The sequence below is a fragment of the Gluconacetobacter brunescens genome, from assembly GCF_048695475.1.
In the GTDB taxonomy this organism is placed as follows: Bacteria; Pseudomonadota; Alphaproteobacteria; order Acetobacterales; family Acetobacteraceae; genus Gluconacetobacter.
This window is the reverse complement of the sequence record NZ_JBLHEN010000001.1, coordinates 1,401,452-1,418,101: the sequence shown is the minus strand read 5'-3', so window position 1 is coordinate 1,418,101 and position 16,650 is coordinate 1,401,452. Positions and strand designations below refer to the sequence as shown.

Annotated in this window: 14 protein-coding genes; 6 read left to right on the top strand and 8 right to left on the bottom strand. The window is 68.4% G+C overall.

The features are described 5' to 3' along the window. Positions 1–48: 48 nt before the first annotated feature. Together ACMAUO_RS06405 and pdxH are read right to left on the bottom strand one after the other, a co-directional pair. Entirely contained in the window at positions 49–933 is an 885-nt protein-coding gene (locus ACMAUO_RS06405; RefSeq protein WP_420356094.1) for a universal stress protein, read from the bottom strand. Positions 934–976: 43 nt separating this feature from the next. Beyond that, the gene (gene pdxH / locus ACMAUO_RS06400; RefSeq protein ID WP_420356093.1) at positions 977–1,585 is read right to left on the bottom strand and encodes a pyridoxamine 5'-phosphate oxidase; all 609 of its coding nucleotides are present in this window, start codon (positions 1,583–1,585) and stop codon (positions 977–979) included. A gap of 170 nt (positions 1,586–1,755) precedes the next feature. Here pdxH and fabI point away from each other — a divergent pair, with 170 nt between their 5' ends. Continuing rightward, positions 1,756–2,595: an enoyl-ACP reductase FabI gene (gene fabI, locus ACMAUO_RS06395; RefSeq protein ID WP_420356092.1), complete on the top strand. Its 840-nt coding sequence runs from the start codon at positions 1,756–1,758 to the stop codon at positions 2,593–2,595. A 151-nt stretch (positions 2,596–2,746) separates the two neighbouring features. Then, a complete protein-coding gene (gene aroC, locus ACMAUO_RS06390) occupies positions 2,747–3,835 on the top strand; it encodes a chorismate synthase (protein ID WP_420356091.1) in 1,089 nt (362 codons plus the stop codon). 163 nt (positions 3,836–3,998) lie between these two features. Here aroC and ACMAUO_RS06385 read toward each other — a convergent pair whose 3' ends face one another. Then, positions 3,999–4,430 (bottom strand): OsmC family protein, encoded by a 432-nt coding sequence (locus tag ACMAUO_RS06385; protein WP_420356090.1) that lies wholly within the window; start codon positions 4,428–4,430, stop codon positions 3,999–4,001. 224 nt (positions 4,431–4,654) lie between these two features. Between ACMAUO_RS06385 and metX the strand changes: the two genes are divergently transcribed. The 4 genes from metX to ACMAUO_RS06365 all read left to right on the top strand — a co-directional run bounded on the left by metX (position 4,655) and on the right by ACMAUO_RS06365 (position 8,907). Continuing rightward, positions 4,655–5,809: a homoserine O-acetyltransferase MetX gene (metX, locus tag ACMAUO_RS06380; protein ID WP_420356089.1), complete on the top strand. Its 1,155-nt coding sequence runs from the start codon at positions 4,655–4,657 to the stop codon at positions 5,807–5,809. 3 nt (positions 5,810–5,812) lie between these two features. Continuing rightward, positions 5,813–6,418, top strand: coding sequence for a methionine biosynthesis protein MetW (metW, locus tag ACMAUO_RS06375; protein WP_182968513.1), 606 nt, complete (start codon positions 5,813–5,815; stop codon positions 6,416–6,418). A gap of 2 nt (positions 6,419–6,420) precedes the next feature. Continuing rightward, on the top strand, positions 6,421–7,314 hold the full coding sequence (locus ACMAUO_RS06370) for a glucosamine kinase nucleotide-binding domain-containing protein (protein ID WP_420356088.1): 894 nt from the start codon (positions 6,421–6,423) through the stop codon (positions 7,312–7,314). A 315-nt stretch (positions 7,315–7,629) separates the two neighbouring features. Then, positions 7,630–8,907 carry a DEAD/DEAH box helicase gene (locus ACMAUO_RS06365; protein ID WP_182975506.1) on the top strand — a complete coding sequence of 426 codons (1,278 nt, stop codon included), beginning with the start codon at positions 7,630–7,632 and terminating at the stop codon, positions 8,905–8,907. Positions 8,908–8,949: 42 nt separating this feature from the next. On the opposite strand, the gene ACMAUO_RS06360 is transcribed toward ACMAUO_RS06365, so the two are convergent. From ACMAUO_RS06360 to glgP, 5 genes are all read right to left on the bottom strand, one after another. Then, entirely contained in the window at positions 8,950–9,342 is a 393-nt protein-coding gene (locus ACMAUO_RS06360) for a type II toxin-antitoxin system VapC family toxin (protein WP_420356087.1), read from the bottom strand. Continuing rightward, positions 9,339–9,686, bottom strand: a complete 348-nt coding sequence (locus tag ACMAUO_RS06355) for a helix-turn-helix domain-containing protein (RefSeq protein ID WP_420356086.1) — start codon at positions 9,684–9,686, stop codon at positions 9,339–9,341. Before ACMAUO_RS06355 ends, ACMAUO_RS06360 begins: the two co-directional genes overlap by 4 nt. 98 nt (positions 9,687–9,784) lie before the next feature. Beyond that, a complete protein-coding gene (locus ACMAUO_RS06350; protein WP_420356085.1) occupies positions 9,785–11,230 on the bottom strand; it encodes an MFS transporter in 1,446 nt (481 codons plus the stop codon). A gap of 5 nt (positions 11,231–11,235) precedes the next feature. Then, entirely contained in the window at positions 11,236–13,698 is a 2,463-nt protein-coding gene (locus tag ACMAUO_RS06345) for a putative bifunctional diguanylate cyclase/phosphodiesterase (RefSeq protein WP_420356084.1), read from the bottom strand. 422 nt (positions 13,699–14,120) lie between these two features. Further along, positions 14,121–16,637, bottom strand: a complete 2,517-nt coding sequence (gene glgP / locus ACMAUO_RS06340) for an alpha-glucan family phosphorylase (protein WP_420356083.1) — start codon at positions 16,635–16,637, stop codon at positions 14,121–14,123. Positions 16,638–16,650 lie beyond the last annotated feature (13 nt).

Here is a 16,650-nt window from a genome sequence, read left to right as displayed (position 1 = left end):
CCTATGTCGAGGGGGATTGGACCCGATATGTTGGGCGTATGACGCGCCTTAGCGGCTCATCAGCACGGGTATTTCGGCATTCTCCAGAACGTGGCGTGTAACGCCGCCGAGAATCAACTGGCGCAGGCGGGAATGGGAATAGGCGCCCATGGCCAGCATGTCGGCGCCGAAATCGTGGCAGGCGGCCAGCAGGCTGGCGCCCACGGTCTCGTCCGGGTCGCCGAATTCCACCAGGTCGGCGTGGATGCCGTGGATGGTCAGGTAGTCGGCGGCGTCGCGCGCCTCGGGGCCGCGGCGCTGGTAGTCTCCGGAATAGAGCACGCGCACCGCCTCGGCCTCGGCCGCCCAGGGCAGGATATGGTGCAGGGCCGCCGTGGCTTCCGACGTGCCGTTCCATGCGATGCAGATCCGCCGGCCGGCAGTGGCGGGGGCGCGGCGGGGAGCGATGACGACCGGGCGGCCGCTGTCGAACAGGATGGCGTGCAGGGTTTCGGACGACGAGATTTCCTCGCCCGAATCCGGATGGGGGACCACGGTGACGTCGGACAGGCGGGCGCGGTAGGTGACGACCTCATGCTCGCGGCCCGTCATGGTGACGAGGCTGGCCGAGGCGCTGCCGATCGGGTTGCCGGCAAAGGGCGGGATCATGTCCGTGACCGTCACGCCGTTGGCGGCGGTGAATTGCCCGAACATCTCGCGCACCGCCAGGGCGCGGCGGGAGCCCTCGCGCTCGGCGGCGGACATCATGTCCTCGACCATGGCGCCGGACAGGCCCTCGCCGGCCAGGGGGGCGACGTCGCGGCTGTCGGCGCGCACATGCAGGCCCGCGATATGGCCGCCGAACTGCCGCGCGAGGAGCAGGGCCGTGGTCAGGGCGGCCTCGGCATTGGATGTTCCGTTCAGAGGTAGCAGGACTTTCTGTATATTTTTCAATGTTATTCTCCAGAATCCCAGGAACGTGGACGGCGGAAGCGGGTCAGGGATAGAGGCGCGTGGTCTCCCATGCCGCATCCGGTGCCGGGCGGCGCCAGACCGCCCGGTCGTGCAGCCGGTGGGCGCGATTCTGCCAGAATTCGATCCGGTCCGGAATCAGGCGGAAACCGGACCAGTCGGCGGGGCGGGGAATGGGCGTGCCTTCCGGGTAGCGGGCCTCTTCCTCGGCCAGCCGGTGCTCGAAGAGCGCACGGTCGGCCAGGGGGCGGGACTGGTCGGAGGCGATGGCGCCCAGCCGCGACAGGCGCGAGCGGCTGGCGAAATAGGCATCGGCCTCTTCGTCGGTGACCGGTTCGACCGGGCCTTCGATGCGGATCTGGCGCATCAGGCTCTTCCAGTGGAACAGCAGGGCGGCCTGCGGATTTTCCACCAGTTCGCCGGCCTTGCGGCTTTCGAGGTTGGTATAGAAGACGAAGCCGCGCCGGTCGGCGCCCTTGAGCAGGATCATCCGTACCGATGGCCGCCCGTCCTTCGTGGCCGTGGCGAGGGCCATGGCGTTGGGATCGTTGGGTTCGGCGGCCTCGGCCGCGCGCATCCAGTGGGCGAACAGGGCGAACGGGTCGGAGCCCAGGTCGATCAGCGGCATGCTCATAGTGGTCGGTCCCATTCTGGCCGGGCGGGAGGCGGAGACATGGCGGGCATGCCACGCATTCGGTGAAACCGGGGCTTCACGGCCGCTCGGATCTTGTCCGACGCGCGCGCTTGTGCAACCACGGCGCCAATCCGATCATGCCATATTCCATCCATTCCGAGGATTCTATCATGTCAGACGGCGCGTCCAAAGCCCCGCCCACCGGCACCCTGATGAAGGGCAAGCGTGGCCTCGTGATGGGTGTGGCCAACGACCGCTCGATCGCCTGGGGCATTGCCAATGCCGTGGCGGCGCAGGGCGGCGAGCTGGCCTTTACCTATCAGGGCGAGGCGCTGGGCAAGCGCGTCCGCCCGCTGGCCGAGCGCGTGGGCTCGTCGCTGGTGCTGCCGTGCGATGTGTCCGACGACGCCGCCATGGACGAGGCGTTCGCCCGCATCGAGGAAGAATGGGGGCAGCTCGACTTCCTCGTCCATGCCATCGGCTGGGCGGACAAGCAGTTCCTGCGCGGGCGCTATGTGGATACGCCGCGCGATGCCTTCCTGACCGCGATGGACATCTCCTGCTACTCCTTCACCGCCGTTGCGCGGCGGGCGGCGCGGCTGATGACCAATGGCGGGTCGATGCTGACCCTGTCCTATCTGGGCGCCGAGAAGGTGATGCCGCATTACAACGTCATGGGCGTGGCCAAGGCGGCGCTGGAGGCCTCGGTGCGCTACATGGCCGCCGACCTGGGCCGCGACGGGATTCGCGTCAACGGCATCTCGGCCGGGCCGATCATGACGCTGGCGGCCAACGGGATCGGCGATTTCCGCTATATCCTGAAATGGAACCAGTACAATGCGCCGATGGAGCGCAATGTGGCGCTGGAGGAAGTCGGCGGGGCGGGGCTGTACATGCTCTCCGACCTGTCGGGCGGGGTGACGGGCGAGATCCATCATGTGGATTGCGGCTACAACATCGTCGGCATGAAGAACCCCACGGCGCCCGACATCAGCGTCGCCGGCGACTGAAAAACCTGCCCGGAGATGCGCGCTGGTGGCGATCCGGCGCGCGTTTCCTGCGCTTCGCGGCGGGCGGCCATCAAGGCCGCTCTCGCTCGCCAGCCCCCGTTTCCGGTCAGGTTTTACGGACTGGGGATCGTAGCCAAGGGATTATCGGGCCATGTCGGATAACAGTTTCGGGCATCTGTTTCGGGTGACGACCTGGGGGGAGAGTCATGGGCCGGCCATTGGCTGCGTCGTTGACGGCTGCCCGCCGCGCATTGCGCTGTCCGAAGCTGATATCCAGCCCTGGCTGGACCAGCGGCGGCCCGGCCAGTCGAAATTCACCACCCAGCGGCAGGAGCCCGATACCGTCGAGATCCTGTCCGGCGTGTTCGAGGGGAAGACGACCGGGACCCCGATCGCGCTGCTGATCCGCAATGTGGACCAGCGGTCGCGCGATTATGGCGATATCGCTGAGCGCTATCGGCCGGGCCATGCCGATGTGGCCTATGACCTGAAATATGGCATTCGCGATTATCGCGGCGGCGGGCGCTCTTCGGCCCGCGAGACGGCGATGCGGGTGGCGGCGGGCGCGGTCGCGCGGCAGGTGCTGGGGGCCGGCGTGCGGATTCGCGGGGCGCTGGTGCAGATCGGCACCCATGCCATCGACCGGGCGCGCTGGGACTGGGACGCGGTGGGGGAGAATCCGTTCTTCTGCCCCGATCCGGAGATGGTGCCGGTGTGGGAAGAGTATCTGGGCGCCGTGCGCAAGGCCGGGTCTTCGGTCGGCGCGGTGGTCGAGATCGTGGCCGAGGGCGTGCCGCCGGGGCTGGGGGCGCCGATTTACGGCAAGCTCGATTCCGACCTGGCGATGGCGCTGATGAGCATCAATGCCGTGAAGGGGGTCGAGATCGGCGACGGGTTTGCCGCCGCTGCCCTGACCGGCGAGGACAATGCCGATCCGATGCGCATGGAAGACGGGCGGCTGGTCTTCGGCGCCAATCATGCCGGGGGGGTGCTGGGCGGGATTTCGACTGGCCAGCCGTTGGTGGCGCGGTTTGCGGTGAAGCCGACCAGTTCGATTCTGACACCCGTGCCCTCGGTGACGCGGGGCGGGGAGAATGTGGAGGTTTCGACGCGCGGGCGGCATGACCCGTGCGTGGGGATTCGGGCAGTGCCGGTAGGTGAGGCGATGATGGCGTGTGTGCTCGCCGATCATCTCTTACGTCACAGAGGCCAGACCGGGCACGACCCGCGCCCCGTCTGACCGTAAATGCGCGCTGGCGGCGATCCGGCGCGCGTTTCCTGCGCTTCGCGGCGGGCGGCCCATAAGGCCGCTCCGCTCCGATGCTCGGAAACACACGACGGGCGCGGCCCTGTGGGCCGCTCTCGCTCGCCAGCCCACATTTTCGGTCAGACGGTCAAGAAGATCAGGCCTTCAGCGTCGCTTCCAGCGTGATTTCGGCCTTGAGCAGTTTGGAGATCGGGCAGCCGGCCTTGGCCTTGGCGGCGAGTTCCTGGAACTGGGCCTCGGTGATGCCGGGGATGGTGGCTGTCAGGGTCAGGTGGGCGGCGGTGACGGCGAAGCCTTCGGCCTGCTTTTCCAGCGAGATGACCGATTTCGTGTCCAGCGCGGTGGCGGTGAGGCCGGCGCCGCCGAGGATGCCCGAGAGGGCCATGGCGAAGCAGGCGGCGTGCGAGGCGCCGATCAGCTCCTCGGGGTTGGTGCCGGCGACGCCTTCGAAGCGGGTGTTGAAGCCGTAGGGCTGGGCGGAGAGGGCGCCGCTTTCGGTGGAGACGGTGCCTTTGCCCTCCTTGATGCTGCCTTCCCAGTGGGCGGTGCCGAATTTCTTGATGGTCATGGCCTCGGTTCCTTCGATGGTTGGCGGAGTGCGCGACCATAACGCGGCGTTGCGCGGGAGGGACCCGCGCGGCCGCACACGATCCGGTGAAAGCGGGGCGCTTCCCTGGTGCGGTGCAGGCGCCTGTTGCGTGTGGCGGGCGCTGGTGCCATAGGACGACCGGACCGTGACAGGGATATTGCCCGCTTCCCGCAATCGTTCATGACGGAATGCCCGCCCGCGCGATGGACCAGACAACGCCCACCCATATCGAGCATACGCACATGCTGTTCCCCGAGGGGATGCAGCTTGAATGCGGCTTTCTGCTGGCGCCGGTCCGGGTGGCCTATCGGACCTACGGCACGCTGTCGGCGGCGCGCGACAATGCGATCGTGGTCTGCCATGCGCTGACGGGCGACCAGTATGTGGCGGAGACCCATCCGCTGACCGGCAAGCCGGGATGGTGGGGCCGCATGGTCGGGCCGGGGATGCCGATCGATACCGACCGGTTCTTCGTCATTTGCATGAATGTGCTGGGCGGCTGCATGGGCTCCACAGGGCCGCGCGATCCGCGCCCCGATGTTGCGGGCGAGCCGTGGGGCACCGATTTTCCGCCGGTCACCATCCGCGACATGGTGCGGGCGCAGAAGCTGGTGGTCGATGCGCTGGGGATTACCCGGCTGTTTGCCGTGGTCGGTGGCTCGATGGGCGGGATGCAGGTGCTGGAATGGGCGGCGACCTTCCCCGAGATGGTGTTCGCCGCGATGCCGATCGCGACCTCGCCCTTTCATTCGGCGCAGAACATCGCCTTCAACGAGGTGAGCCGGCAGGCGATCTTCGCCGACCCGGAATGGCATGGCGGGCGTTACTGGGAGCAGGGCGCGGTGCCGGCGCGCGGGCTGGCGGTGGCGCGGATGATGGCGCACATCACGTATCTGTCCGAAGAGGCGCTGACGCGGAAATTCGGCCGCCGGGTGCGGCGCGACCCGTATAACCAGGCGGGGGCGATGTCGCTGTTCGGCGAAATCTTCGAGGTGGAGAGCTATCTGCGGCACCAGGGATCGTCGTTCGTGCGGCGGTTCGATGCCAATTCCTATCTGACCATTACCCGGGCCATGGATTATTTCGATCTCGGCGCCGACCATGACGGCGACCCGTCGCGGCCGTTCCATGGCACGCGGACGCGCTTCTGCATCGTCTCGTTCACCTCCGACTGGCTGTTCCCGACCTCGCAGGCGCGGTTGCTGGCGCGGGCGCTGAACCGGGCGGCGGCCAACGTGTCGTTCGTCGAGATCGACAGCGACAAGGGGCATGATGCCTTTCTGCTCGACGAGCCGGATTTCGACCGGACGGTGCGCGGGTTTCTCTCCGGCGCCGCCGAACATGCACGGATCGCCTGACTTATGCGCCTAGACCAGCGGCTGATTGCCGACATGATCCGTCCCGGCACGCGGGTGCTCGATATCGGCAGCGGTGACGGGGCGTTGCTGGACTATCTGTTCCGCACCCGTGGCTGCGATGCGCGGGGGATCGAGATCGACATGCGCGAGGTCACGCGCTCGGTGGCGCACGGGCTGCCGGTGATGCATGGCGATGCCGACCACGATCTGGCGCATTATCCCGACGAAGCCTTCGACTACGTGGTGTTGCAGCGCACCTTGCAGGCGGTCGAGCGGCCGCGCGAGGTGCTGCGCCAGATGCTGCGGATCGGGCGGCATGCCATCGTCTCGTTCCCCAATTTCGGGCACTGGCAGTTGCGGCTGAAGCTGCTGACGAGCGGGCGCATGCCGATGACCGCCGTGTGGCATACGCCGTGGTACCAGACGCCGAATATCCACCCCTGCACTATCCTCGACTTCCTGATGCTGTGCCGGGAAGAGGGCTATGTGGTCGAGCAGTGGATGGCGGTGGACGAGGATGGCGAGCGCGCGCCCTGGCGCCGCTCCATCCGGCTGGCCAACCTGTTCGGCGAGCAGGCGCTGTTCCTGCTGCGGCGGCGGGGCCACTGAAGGTGGCGGCCGGGCGCACGCTTCTGGTCGGGATCGACGGCGGCGGGACGCGGACGCGCCTGCGGCTGGCGACGCCCGAGGGCGCGGTGCTGGCAGACGGAGATGGTGGCCCGGCCAATATCGCCCGCGATGCCGGGCCGGCGCGGGAGGCGATCGGGCAGGCGCTGGACCTGGCGCTGTCGCGCGCCGGGCTGCTGGGGGCGGATTGCCGGCTGGTCGCCGTGGCCGGGCTGGCGGGGGCCGAGGTGACCGGGGCTGTGGCGCGGTTCATGGCCCGGCCGCCGCTGTTCGCGCGGCTGGAGATCGTCTCGGATGCCTATACGTCCTGCGTGGGAGCGCATGCGGGCGCGGATGGCGCGATGATCGCGGCCGGGACCGGGACGGTCGGGCTGGCCATTGCCGGCGGGATGACGCGGCGGGTCGGCGGCTGGGGTTTTCCGCAGGGGGATGAAGGCGGCGGGGCCTGGATCGGGCTGGAGGCGATCCGGCTGATGCTGCGCGCGGGTGATGGCCGCGCGCAGCCCACCCTGCTGAGCGAGGCCGTGCGGGCGCGGCTGGCGGATGGGGGAGCGGACCCGATGCTGTGGGCGGTCGGGGCCGGGGCCGCCGATTTTGCCGGGCTGGCGCCGATGGTCAGCGTGCTGGCCAGGGATGGCGACGCGGAGGCGCGCGGCCTGCTGGGCCGGGCCGGGGCGGAAATCGAGCTGCTGCTGGGTGCCCTGCGCGCGGCGGAGGGGTTCGCGTCCTTGCCCTGCTGCCTGCTGGGCGGGCTGGCGCCGGTGCTGCTGCCCTATCTTTCCGCCGCCACGCAGGCCGGGCTGTCCGCGCCGAAAGGCGATGCCATCGACGGGGCAATGAGGCTGGCGCGGCGGCTGCACGACACGCCGCCGGCATAGGATATCGGGCGGGCCCGCTGGGCAGCCATCTGGAATAAGGACTTGCGGTGGGGGCGGCATGCGGGTAGAAGCCCGGCCGTGGACGGCCCCCGCCTGTCCCGTATCTGGACTTGTACGCGCGTGCCTTATTGATGCGGGGGGCACGGACTGGACGGACAAGATACCCTTTCTGACCCACGGATTACGGTGAATGACAGCGTGTCCTGCCTTTGCAGGGACGCGGGCCGTGCGTCGTGTTTTCTTTCGAGTTTTCCGGATGCTCATCCTGTCGTGAGGAATCCGGCCATTGCCGAGTGCCCGGAGGCGCTTCATTTCATGACGACTTTTGCCGACCTTCAGCTTGCCGAGCCGTTGCTGCGCGCGCTGAACGAGGAGGGATACACCACCCCGACCCCCATCCAGGCCGGGGCCATCCCGCACCTGCTGGCCGGGCGGGACCTGTTGGGCCTGGCGCAGACGGGCACCGGCAAGACGGCGGCCTTCGCGCTGCCGATCCTGCACCGTCTGCTGACCCATCAGCGCCGTGCGGCCCCCAAGGGCGCGCGCGTGCTGGTTCTGGCGCCGACGCGCGAACTGGCATCGCAGATCGATGAGAGCTTCAAGGCCTATGCCCGCCATATGCGCCTGAGCCATGCCGTGATCTTCGGCGGCGTCGGCCAGGGCCGGCAGGTCGAGGCGATGCGCCGTGGCGTCGATGTGCTGGTCGCGGCCCCCGGCCGCCTGCTGGACCTGATGGGCCAGGGCCATATCGACCTGTCCGGGCTGGAAGTGCTGGTTCTGGACGAGGCCGACCGGATGCTGGACATGGGCTTCGTCCGCGACATTCGCCGCATCGTGGCCGAGCTGCCGCGCGACCGGCAGACGCTGCTGTTCTCGGCGACCATGCCGCGCAGCATCGCCGAGCTGGCGCACGGCCTGCTGCGTGACCCGGCGACCGTGCAGGTGACGCCGCCGTCCAGCACCGTCGACCGGATCCGCCAGGCGGTGATGTTCGTCGATACCGACAAGAAGCGCGATGCGCTGCAGATGCTGGTGGATTCGCCCAAGGTCGAGCGCGCCGTGGTGTTCACGCTGATGAAGCATGAAGCCAACAAGGTTGCCGCCTTCCTGAACGACCACGGGATCGTGGCCGAGGCGATCCACGGCAACAAGTCGCAGGGCGCGCGCGAGCGGGCGATGTCGGGCTTCCGCTCCGGCGCTGTGAAGGTGCTGGTGGCGACCGACATCGCGGCGCGCGGCATCGACGTGGACGACGTGACGCACGTCTTCAACTACGACCTGCCCAACGTGCCGGAAAGCTATGTCCACCGCATCGGCCGGACGGCGCGCGCCGGGCGGGACGGCTGGGCGGTGTCGCTGTGCGATGCCGAGCAGCGGGCGTGGCTGCGCGACATCGAAAAGGCGATCGGCAAGCCGATCCCGGTGGTGATGGAACATCCCTACCATTCCGAGGCGGCCGAGAAATCGACCATGCGTCCGCCGGTGCTCGGCGGCGGCGGTGGCCGGGGCCGTGGGGGTGGCGGCGGTGGCCGCAACCAGTCCCGCTCGGGCGGCGGGCAGCATCGCGGCGGCGGTTCGCGCCGGGTTGCATGATGATCGGGGGCGCTCCGTTGCAGAACGGAGCGCCCTTTTTCTTTAGGTGGTTGCGAGATCGGTTTGGGAGAAATTATTCCCCTTGAACAGGAGGGGAAGATTGCGCTCCCTGGCGAGGGCATAGCTGGCGCAATCGCCGAAATTCAGCGCGGCCGGGTGCCGTCCCTTGCCGAACCGGATGAAAGCCTCGCGGGCCAGACAGGCATGGGCGGGCGAAAAGGGAATGATCGTGACGCCTGCTGTCTCGATCAACTGATCAAGCCCGTTCCAGATGCCGGGGAACGGGTTGCGTCCGGCCAGCACCATGCTGGTTTCCAGCAGGGTGACGCTGGAGATCAGGCAGCGGTCGGCGGCGACGATGCGGGTGAGGAATGTGTCCGCATCCGGTTCCGCGCGCAGGATCGCCACCAGAACCGATGTATCGAGCACGATCACGCGGGCAGGCCGCTCTCGTCGTACAGGTCTTCTTCTGTCAGCGGGGTGATCCCCTGAAGCTGCGCGGCGCTGGCGCGGCTGATGGCCTGGAGGCGGGACAGCAGGGCCGCCTTTTCCTGCGGTGGCTGTCGCCGGCGCACCCCGTCAGGGATGAATTCGACCCCGGCCTCTTCGAGGGCCTGTCGGATGGTGTCGGTCGCGGGGGATGCCACGCGGGCAAAGGTGCGGGGTGATTCCAGACGACGGATGGTGACGACTGAAACATGGGCGCGCCGCGCCAGTTCCTCCTGAGGGAGATGCAGGAGCGCGCGGGCCGCCCGGATCTGGTCAGAGGTCACATTCATGATCGTTATATATCATGATGATCGTTTTCGATCAATATCCGGTCATGGCACGCCGCTCGGAGCCACCCTGTGGCCCAGCAAAAAAATGCCTGACCGAATCAAGGTTTTTTGGTTCTTTTTTTCAAAAAAGAACATCCTGTCAGAACACCCAGGGCCGGCATCAGCGCGAACAGGGCGAACACCCAGAACGCCGCCCGTTCGGCCCCGACCATGCCGCCGGGGTCTGCCAGGCCGGCGATATTCGCGATCATGCCCGCCCACGCGCCGGCCAGGGCTGTCGTGTAGAGTTGCACCGTGGTCAGCGAGGCCGAGGCGAGGTCGCGGTCGGCGGGCTGGGCGGCCAGCAGCACGCGGGTGAGCAGGTGCGGCCAGGCGGCCCCGACCCCGAGCCCCACCGTCAGGAAGGCGAGGCAGACGGGCAGCATCGCCGGCCATGTGCCGTTGCTGGGCGTGGACAGATAGAAGGCCAGGAAGAGGATGCCGGCCAACCCCAGCGCGGGGGCGGCGACGAGGGCGCGCGCCACGCGGGGTGGCGGGGCGCCGGCGTTGAGGATGGCGCCGGTGGACCAGCCGGCGGCCATCAGCACCGAGAGATAGCCGGCGGTGAGCGGGGACTGGCGGTGGAGGTCCTGCAGGAACAGCGGCGCGAAGATCTCGATGACTTCCACCGTCAGGGCCAGGCAGCCCATCAGGGCGTAGAGGGTGGCGAGGGCGGAGCCCCAGGTGAGCGCGCCGGCGGGCAGCAGGCGCGTGCGGTGGTGGCGTTCGAGATGGGCGAGGCCGGCGAACAGGGCCAGCACGGTCAGGCATCCGGCCAGGTTGGCCCATGCATGCGGGCTGGCGCCGGCCACCGACAGGCACAGGACCGAGCCGACCATCAGCGCGATCTGGGCCCAGGCAATGCCGGGGCGGCCGGCGGCGTCGGTGCCGGTGGCGCGGGGCAGCACGCTGGTGGCCAGGAGGACGAACGGGATGCAGAGCGCCGCGAGCGTCCAGAAGGCGGCGCGCCAGACGCCGAGGCCCGCGAACAGGCCGCCGATGGCGGGGCCGATCAGCGTGGCGACGCCCCACATCGAGGACAGCATGCTCATCGCCCGTGGCCACAGGCCGGGCGGGAAGACCAGCCGGATGACGGCATAGGCCATCGAGACCAGCAGGCCCGAGCCGATCCCCTGCATCACGCGGCCGGCCAGCATGACCGGCATGGCGGGGGCGGTGGCGCAGAGCACGGCGCCGGTGGCGAAGATGGCGGCCGCGATGCCGTAGGCGGCGCGCGGGCCGAAGCGGCCGAGCGCGCGCGCCGACAGCGACGAGCCGACGATCGAGGCGGCGACGAACAGCGATGTGTTCCACGTGTAATAACGCATGCCGCCGATATCGCGCACCGCCGAGGGCAGTACGGTCATGGCGATATAGAGATTGACGGCATGCAGGACGACGCCGGCGGACAGCGTGATGGAGCGTGCCGCGTTGCCGCCGGAGAACAGGGCTGCCCAGCCGGTCGGGGCGTGGGCCGGGCCGGGTTTGCCGGATTGGAAGGACACGGCCGCTATCCGCGGCTTTCGTCGAGCACCGGCCAGTAGATCGGCGGCTGGATGAGCGGGCCGGGGCGGGCGAAAAGATAGCCCTGCCCGTAATCGCAGCCCAGTTCGCGCAGGATGGCGGCCTGGGCTTCCGTCTCGATCCCTTCGGCGATGACCTGCTTGTCCAGCGCCTTGCCGAGCGAGATGATCGAACGGATGATCTCGTGCGCGTTGCGGGCCGGTGTCGTGAGCTGGCAGACGAAGGAGCGGTCGATCTTGATGATGTCGACCGGGAAGCGCAGCAGATGCACCAGGGAGGCGAAGCCCGTGCCGAAATCGTCGAACGCGATGCGGATGCCCGCCGTGTGCAGCATATGCAGGGCCTCGGCGATCTCGTCGGACGCATGGTCGAGGGCGATGCCTTCGGTGACCTCGACGCAGAGCCGGTGGGGCGGAACCCCGGCTTCCTGCATGCGGTTGAGGATGTGCCGCCCCGCCGCCGCGCCGCGCAGGTGCACGCCGGTGAAATTGACCGCGATATAGGCCAGCCCGTCGCCGGCATCGGCCAGTGCGGTCAGGGCGATGGAGATGACTTCGTCCTGCAGGAGGGGGCCGATCGTCTCGTCCGTCAGCAGGATCTGGAAATCCGGCGGCGCCAGCAGGCCGAGTTCGGGGTGGTTCCAGCGCAGCAGGGCTTCGTTGCCGCGCTGCCGGCCCGTCCTGAGATCGACCAGGGGCTGGTAGTAGAGCACGAATTCCCCTGCCGCGAGGGCGCGGGGCGCGTCGGTCAGCAGGCGCGCGGCCAGGGAGTCGGCGCGGTCGAATTCCAGGGTGTAGGGCTGCCGGCGGCCGCCGCCGCGCTGCTTGGCCCAGTACAGCGCCCGGTCCGCCCGATGCATGGCGGAGGCGGGCGTGCCGGTGCAGTCGGTCTGCCCCACGCTGAACCAGAGCGACAGGGTGCGCCCCGAGTGGGACCAGGGCTCGCCCTGGAGGGCATCGAGCCGTTCGAGCAGCGTCTGGGCCAGGGGCTGGGGCACGATGATGCCGAATTCGTCGCCGCCCAGCCGCGCGACGGTGGTGCCGTCGGGAACGATCTGGCCGAGGCGGATGGCCATGTGGCGCAGCAAATTGTCGCCCAGTTCCTGCCCGTAGGAATCATTGACCGACTTGAGGTGATCCACGTCGATCAGGAGCAGGACGGAGAGCGGCTCGGCCTGTTCGAGCGCGGCCTGGAAGGCGGCGCGGTTGCCCAGCTGGGTCAGGTGGTCGGTCATTGCCGCGCGGCGCAGCGTTTCGGCCTCGGTCTGCATGATGGCCATCGCGCGGGCCGCGTTGTCGCGCGCGCGCCCGATATCGCGCAGGCGGTAGGCGACCGTGACGGACAGGGCGACGGATTCGAAGGCGATGCAGGCGAAGGTTGCCATGTCGATCGCGTCGCTCTGGGGCAGGAAGCCGATATTGCGGGCGAGCCGCAGGGCGAAGACCGAGATGACGGGCAGCCAGCCCAGCAGGAAGAACCAGATGATCCGGCTCCGCCTGCGGATGGCGACCGTAATCGTCGCCACGATCCACAGCACGTCAAGAATCAGCACGCCGTTGAACAGGCGATCGGTCCAGATCGGCGGGAACAGCATGTCGGCCGCCGCGATGAAGCCGGCGACGGTGGAAAGCGTGGTCAGGACATAGCCTGTCCACAGCAGGCGCCTGTGGCGCGCTTCGGCCTCGACGAGCGTGAGCAGGAGCATGGTTCCGGCGGCGACCATCGCGCCCAGGAAACAGTCGCTGAGCCGGACGGCCAGCGGGCCGGTCAGGCGGTCGTCGAGAATGCCGAGGAAATTGGTCCAGGAGAGGCAGTAGCCCAGCGCCAGGACGGTCCACGCGGCATACCAGATCTGGAAACGGTCGCGCCGCCGGTCATAGGTGGCCAGGTTATAGACCGTCGCGGAGACCAGGGCCCCGATCATGACCCCGATCAGGATCAGCCAGGCCATGCTCCGCTTCGCTTCGTCATCGGGCGTGCGGGCTTCGATCTTGCGGATGAACAGGGCACCGTCGAGATGGTGAAAGCCGATCGACAGGCCGGAGATTTCCACGCCGGGCGAATCGAAGGGGAAACGCATCAGGCCGCCGGGGGCCCAGTCATTGCCGACATGGCCGTCGGAATAGCTGTAGCTCTGGATGCTGCCGTCGCCGTTGGTCGCGGCGACGGTGATGCGGTCGAAACGATTTTCGTCGAGGAGCAGGGACCAGCCCGAGGGGAGGTCCTTCAGCACCGATGGGTCGGAGAGACGCAGCCAGACCCAGCCGTCGGTGCGGGGCGGCGTGCCGCAGCCCCGGATCCTGTAGGCCGAATGGTCGATCTGCTCCACCATGCCCGCCGCGCCGTCCAGGCAGATGGACGGATGAAGATCCACCGGGGCGGCATGGGCCGACACGCCCAGTGACGAGATCAGCATTGACAGCAGGATCGCCAATGCAGCTTTGAACATCAGAAGGTCTTCACCCGGGTCGCGGCTTCCGCCGTGACGGGCGGGAGGACAGGCTGATTGATTCCCACGATTACCCTTATATCGATTGCTTAGGCGTGGCGTCGTGCGCGGTCTGAAAACGGTCAGGCAAGGTTTACAGGGGCGATTCTCGTCTTGTTGATCTTTCTTACGAGGAAAATGTAACCAAAGCGGCAACAGCATATGCGTTCGGCGTGCGATGGTCGAGAGGCGAGTGCGGCCCGATCGGCGTGCCGTCGGGGCCTGAGGGCGGGCCGTGTGGCTGTTATGGCGCCCGTCAGGTCCCGGCATGGCATGGTTGTCCGCGCCCTTTGTTTTTATTTATGCCGTATCGACTCTGAAACGTATCCCTTTTTGCATCCCTTCTGGTGATTTATCTTCTTTTCGCGCGCGGTCGGGTATTCTTACCGTTGCCAGAGGATATGCGGGCTCTCCAGCGGGATCGCCATGCCGCCATGGGTGGGAACGACGCGGACGGTGTAATCCGTCACCGGCCGGTTCAGCCCGGTCGTGAGCGTGTAATGACACAGGCCATCGGCATCGCGGCAGTCGCCGGAAGGGATGATCACGACGGCGGGCGGCCCGCCATCGACGGGATCGGCGTAGAGCTGCACCTGGACCGCGTCGGCCGGAATGGACCCGAGCGCGAGGGTGACCGCCACGTGATAATGCCCGTCGGGTTGCGAGATCGTTACTGAGTCGACGCGCAGTTCGGGCCAGGATGTATCCAGCAGGTCCTGCCATTGCACGATCTCGCGCGCCGCGCTTCCGCCATCGGCCAGCCGGGCGTGGTAGCGCGTTGCGGCCGGCAGGTAGAAATGGTCGGTATAGTCGCGCACCACGCGGTTGGCGGAAAAGAGCGGCGTCAGGCGCGCCATGCTTTCGCGCATCCGCGCCACCCACGAGGCGGGGATGCCCTGGGCGTCGCGGGCGTAGAAGGAGGGAGCGATTTCGGTTTCGAGCAGGGTGTACATCGCCTCAGCCTCGGCGGCGTCCACCGCCGGGTCCTCGCCATGCTCGCGCCCGTCGCCCAGCGCCCAGCCGACTTCGGGCGCGTAGGCCTCGGCCCACCAGCCGTCCAGTTCCGACAGGTTCAGCCCGCCATTGACCAGCACCTTCATGCCGCTGGTGCCGCTGGCCTCCCACGGGCGGCGGGGGGTGTTGACCCAGAGATCGACGCCCTGGACCAGGACCTGGCCCAGCGCCATGTCGTAATCGGCCATGAAGACGACGCGGCCCCGGACATCCGGCCGCCGTGAGAATGCGATCCAGCGCGTGATCAGCGCCTGCCCCGCCATGTCGGCCGGGTGGGCCTTGCCGGCCAGCACCAGTTGCATGGGCCGCTCCGGATGCGAGAGCAGGCGCGCGAGGCGGTCCGGGTCGTGCAGCAGGAGGTCCGGCCGCTTGTAGGTCGCGAAACGGCGGGCGAAGCCGAGCGTCAGCACGTCGGGGCTCAGGGTCGGGACCGGCAGGCCCGCGGTGCCGCCATTGCCGACATAACCCCGCTGCTGCGCGCAGAGGGCGGTGACCTTGCGGATGAAGTCGGCGCGGGCCTGGCAGCGGGCGGTCCAGAGCGTGCGGTCGTCGAGCGCGCGGATGCGGTCGGCCAGGCCCTCCTGCGTGCCGCGCCAGCGCTCGGGGCCGGCGGCTTCGGTCCAGAGCGTGTCGGCCTCGATCGAATCCCAGCTTGGCGTGTGCACGCCGTTGGTCACATGGCCGACCGGGACTTCGCATTCCGGCCAGCGCGGAAAGAGCGGCGCGAACAGGCGGCGGCTGACGGCGCCGTGCAGGCGCGAGACGCCGTTGACCGCGCCGCTGGCGCGGATGGCCAGCCACGCCATGTTGAAGGGCTCGCCGCGATCGGTCGGATCGGAGCGGCCGAGGGCGAGCAGGCTCTCCAGCGGGATGTCGAGCCGGTTGGCGGTGTAATCGGCGAGGTAGGTGCCGATCAGTTCGGGCGGGAACCGGTCGAAGCCGGCGGGAACGGCGGTGTGGGTGGTGAACAGCGTGCCGGCCCGTGCGATGGTCAGCGCCTGGCGGAAGGGGATGTGCAGCCGCGCCATCAGGCAGCGGGCGCGCTCCACCGCCGCGAAGGCGGCGTGGCCTTCGTTGAGGTGGCAGACATCGGGCTGGTAGCCGAGTTGGTCGAGCAGGCGCCAGCCGGCGATGCCCAGGGTGATTTCCTGGCGCAGGCGCAGGTCGGCGTCGCCGCCGTAAAGCTGGGTGGTGACGCAGCGCACGCCGGGCGGATTGGCCGGGTCGTTGGTGTCCAGCAGATAGAGCGTCGCGCGGCCGACGATCGCCTTCCAGGCGCGGACCCACACATGGCCCTTGCCGAAATGGATCGGGATGCGCAGCACGTCGCCTTCGTCCGTCAGCACCGGGCTGACCGGCAGCAGGGACGGGTCGTTGAACGGGTAGAGCGCGTGCTGCTGGCCGTCCGGCGTCAGTTCCTGGCGGAAATAGCCCTGGGCGAACAGCAGGCCGACCGCGACCACGGGCACGCCGAGGTCGCTGGCCGCCTTGAGCTGGTCGCCCGCCACGTTGCCCAGCCCGCCGGAATAGATCGGCAGCGCCTCGCTGAGCATGTATTCCATGCTGAAATAGGCGATGCAGGACAGGGCGGTGCCACCATGCTTCTGGGCGAACCAGGTGGGGTGGCGCAGCCCTTCGGTCTGGGCCGCCACGGCGTGGCCGACTTCGCGGCGGAAGGCGGGCTTGTTCAGCAGCGCCCTGAGGCGGGCGCGCGAGGCGTTGTTGAGGGTCGTCCAGGGGTTCTGGGTGTGTTCCCAGCATTCGGGATTGATCTGGTGCCAGAGCGGATCGGTCGCGTGGTTCCAGCTCCAGCGCAGATCGAGCGCGAAGCCGTGCAGTGCGCGTTCTGCCGTGCGTGGGGTCAGCGTGGGACTCTCGGGCGCCATGTCACGTCGTCTC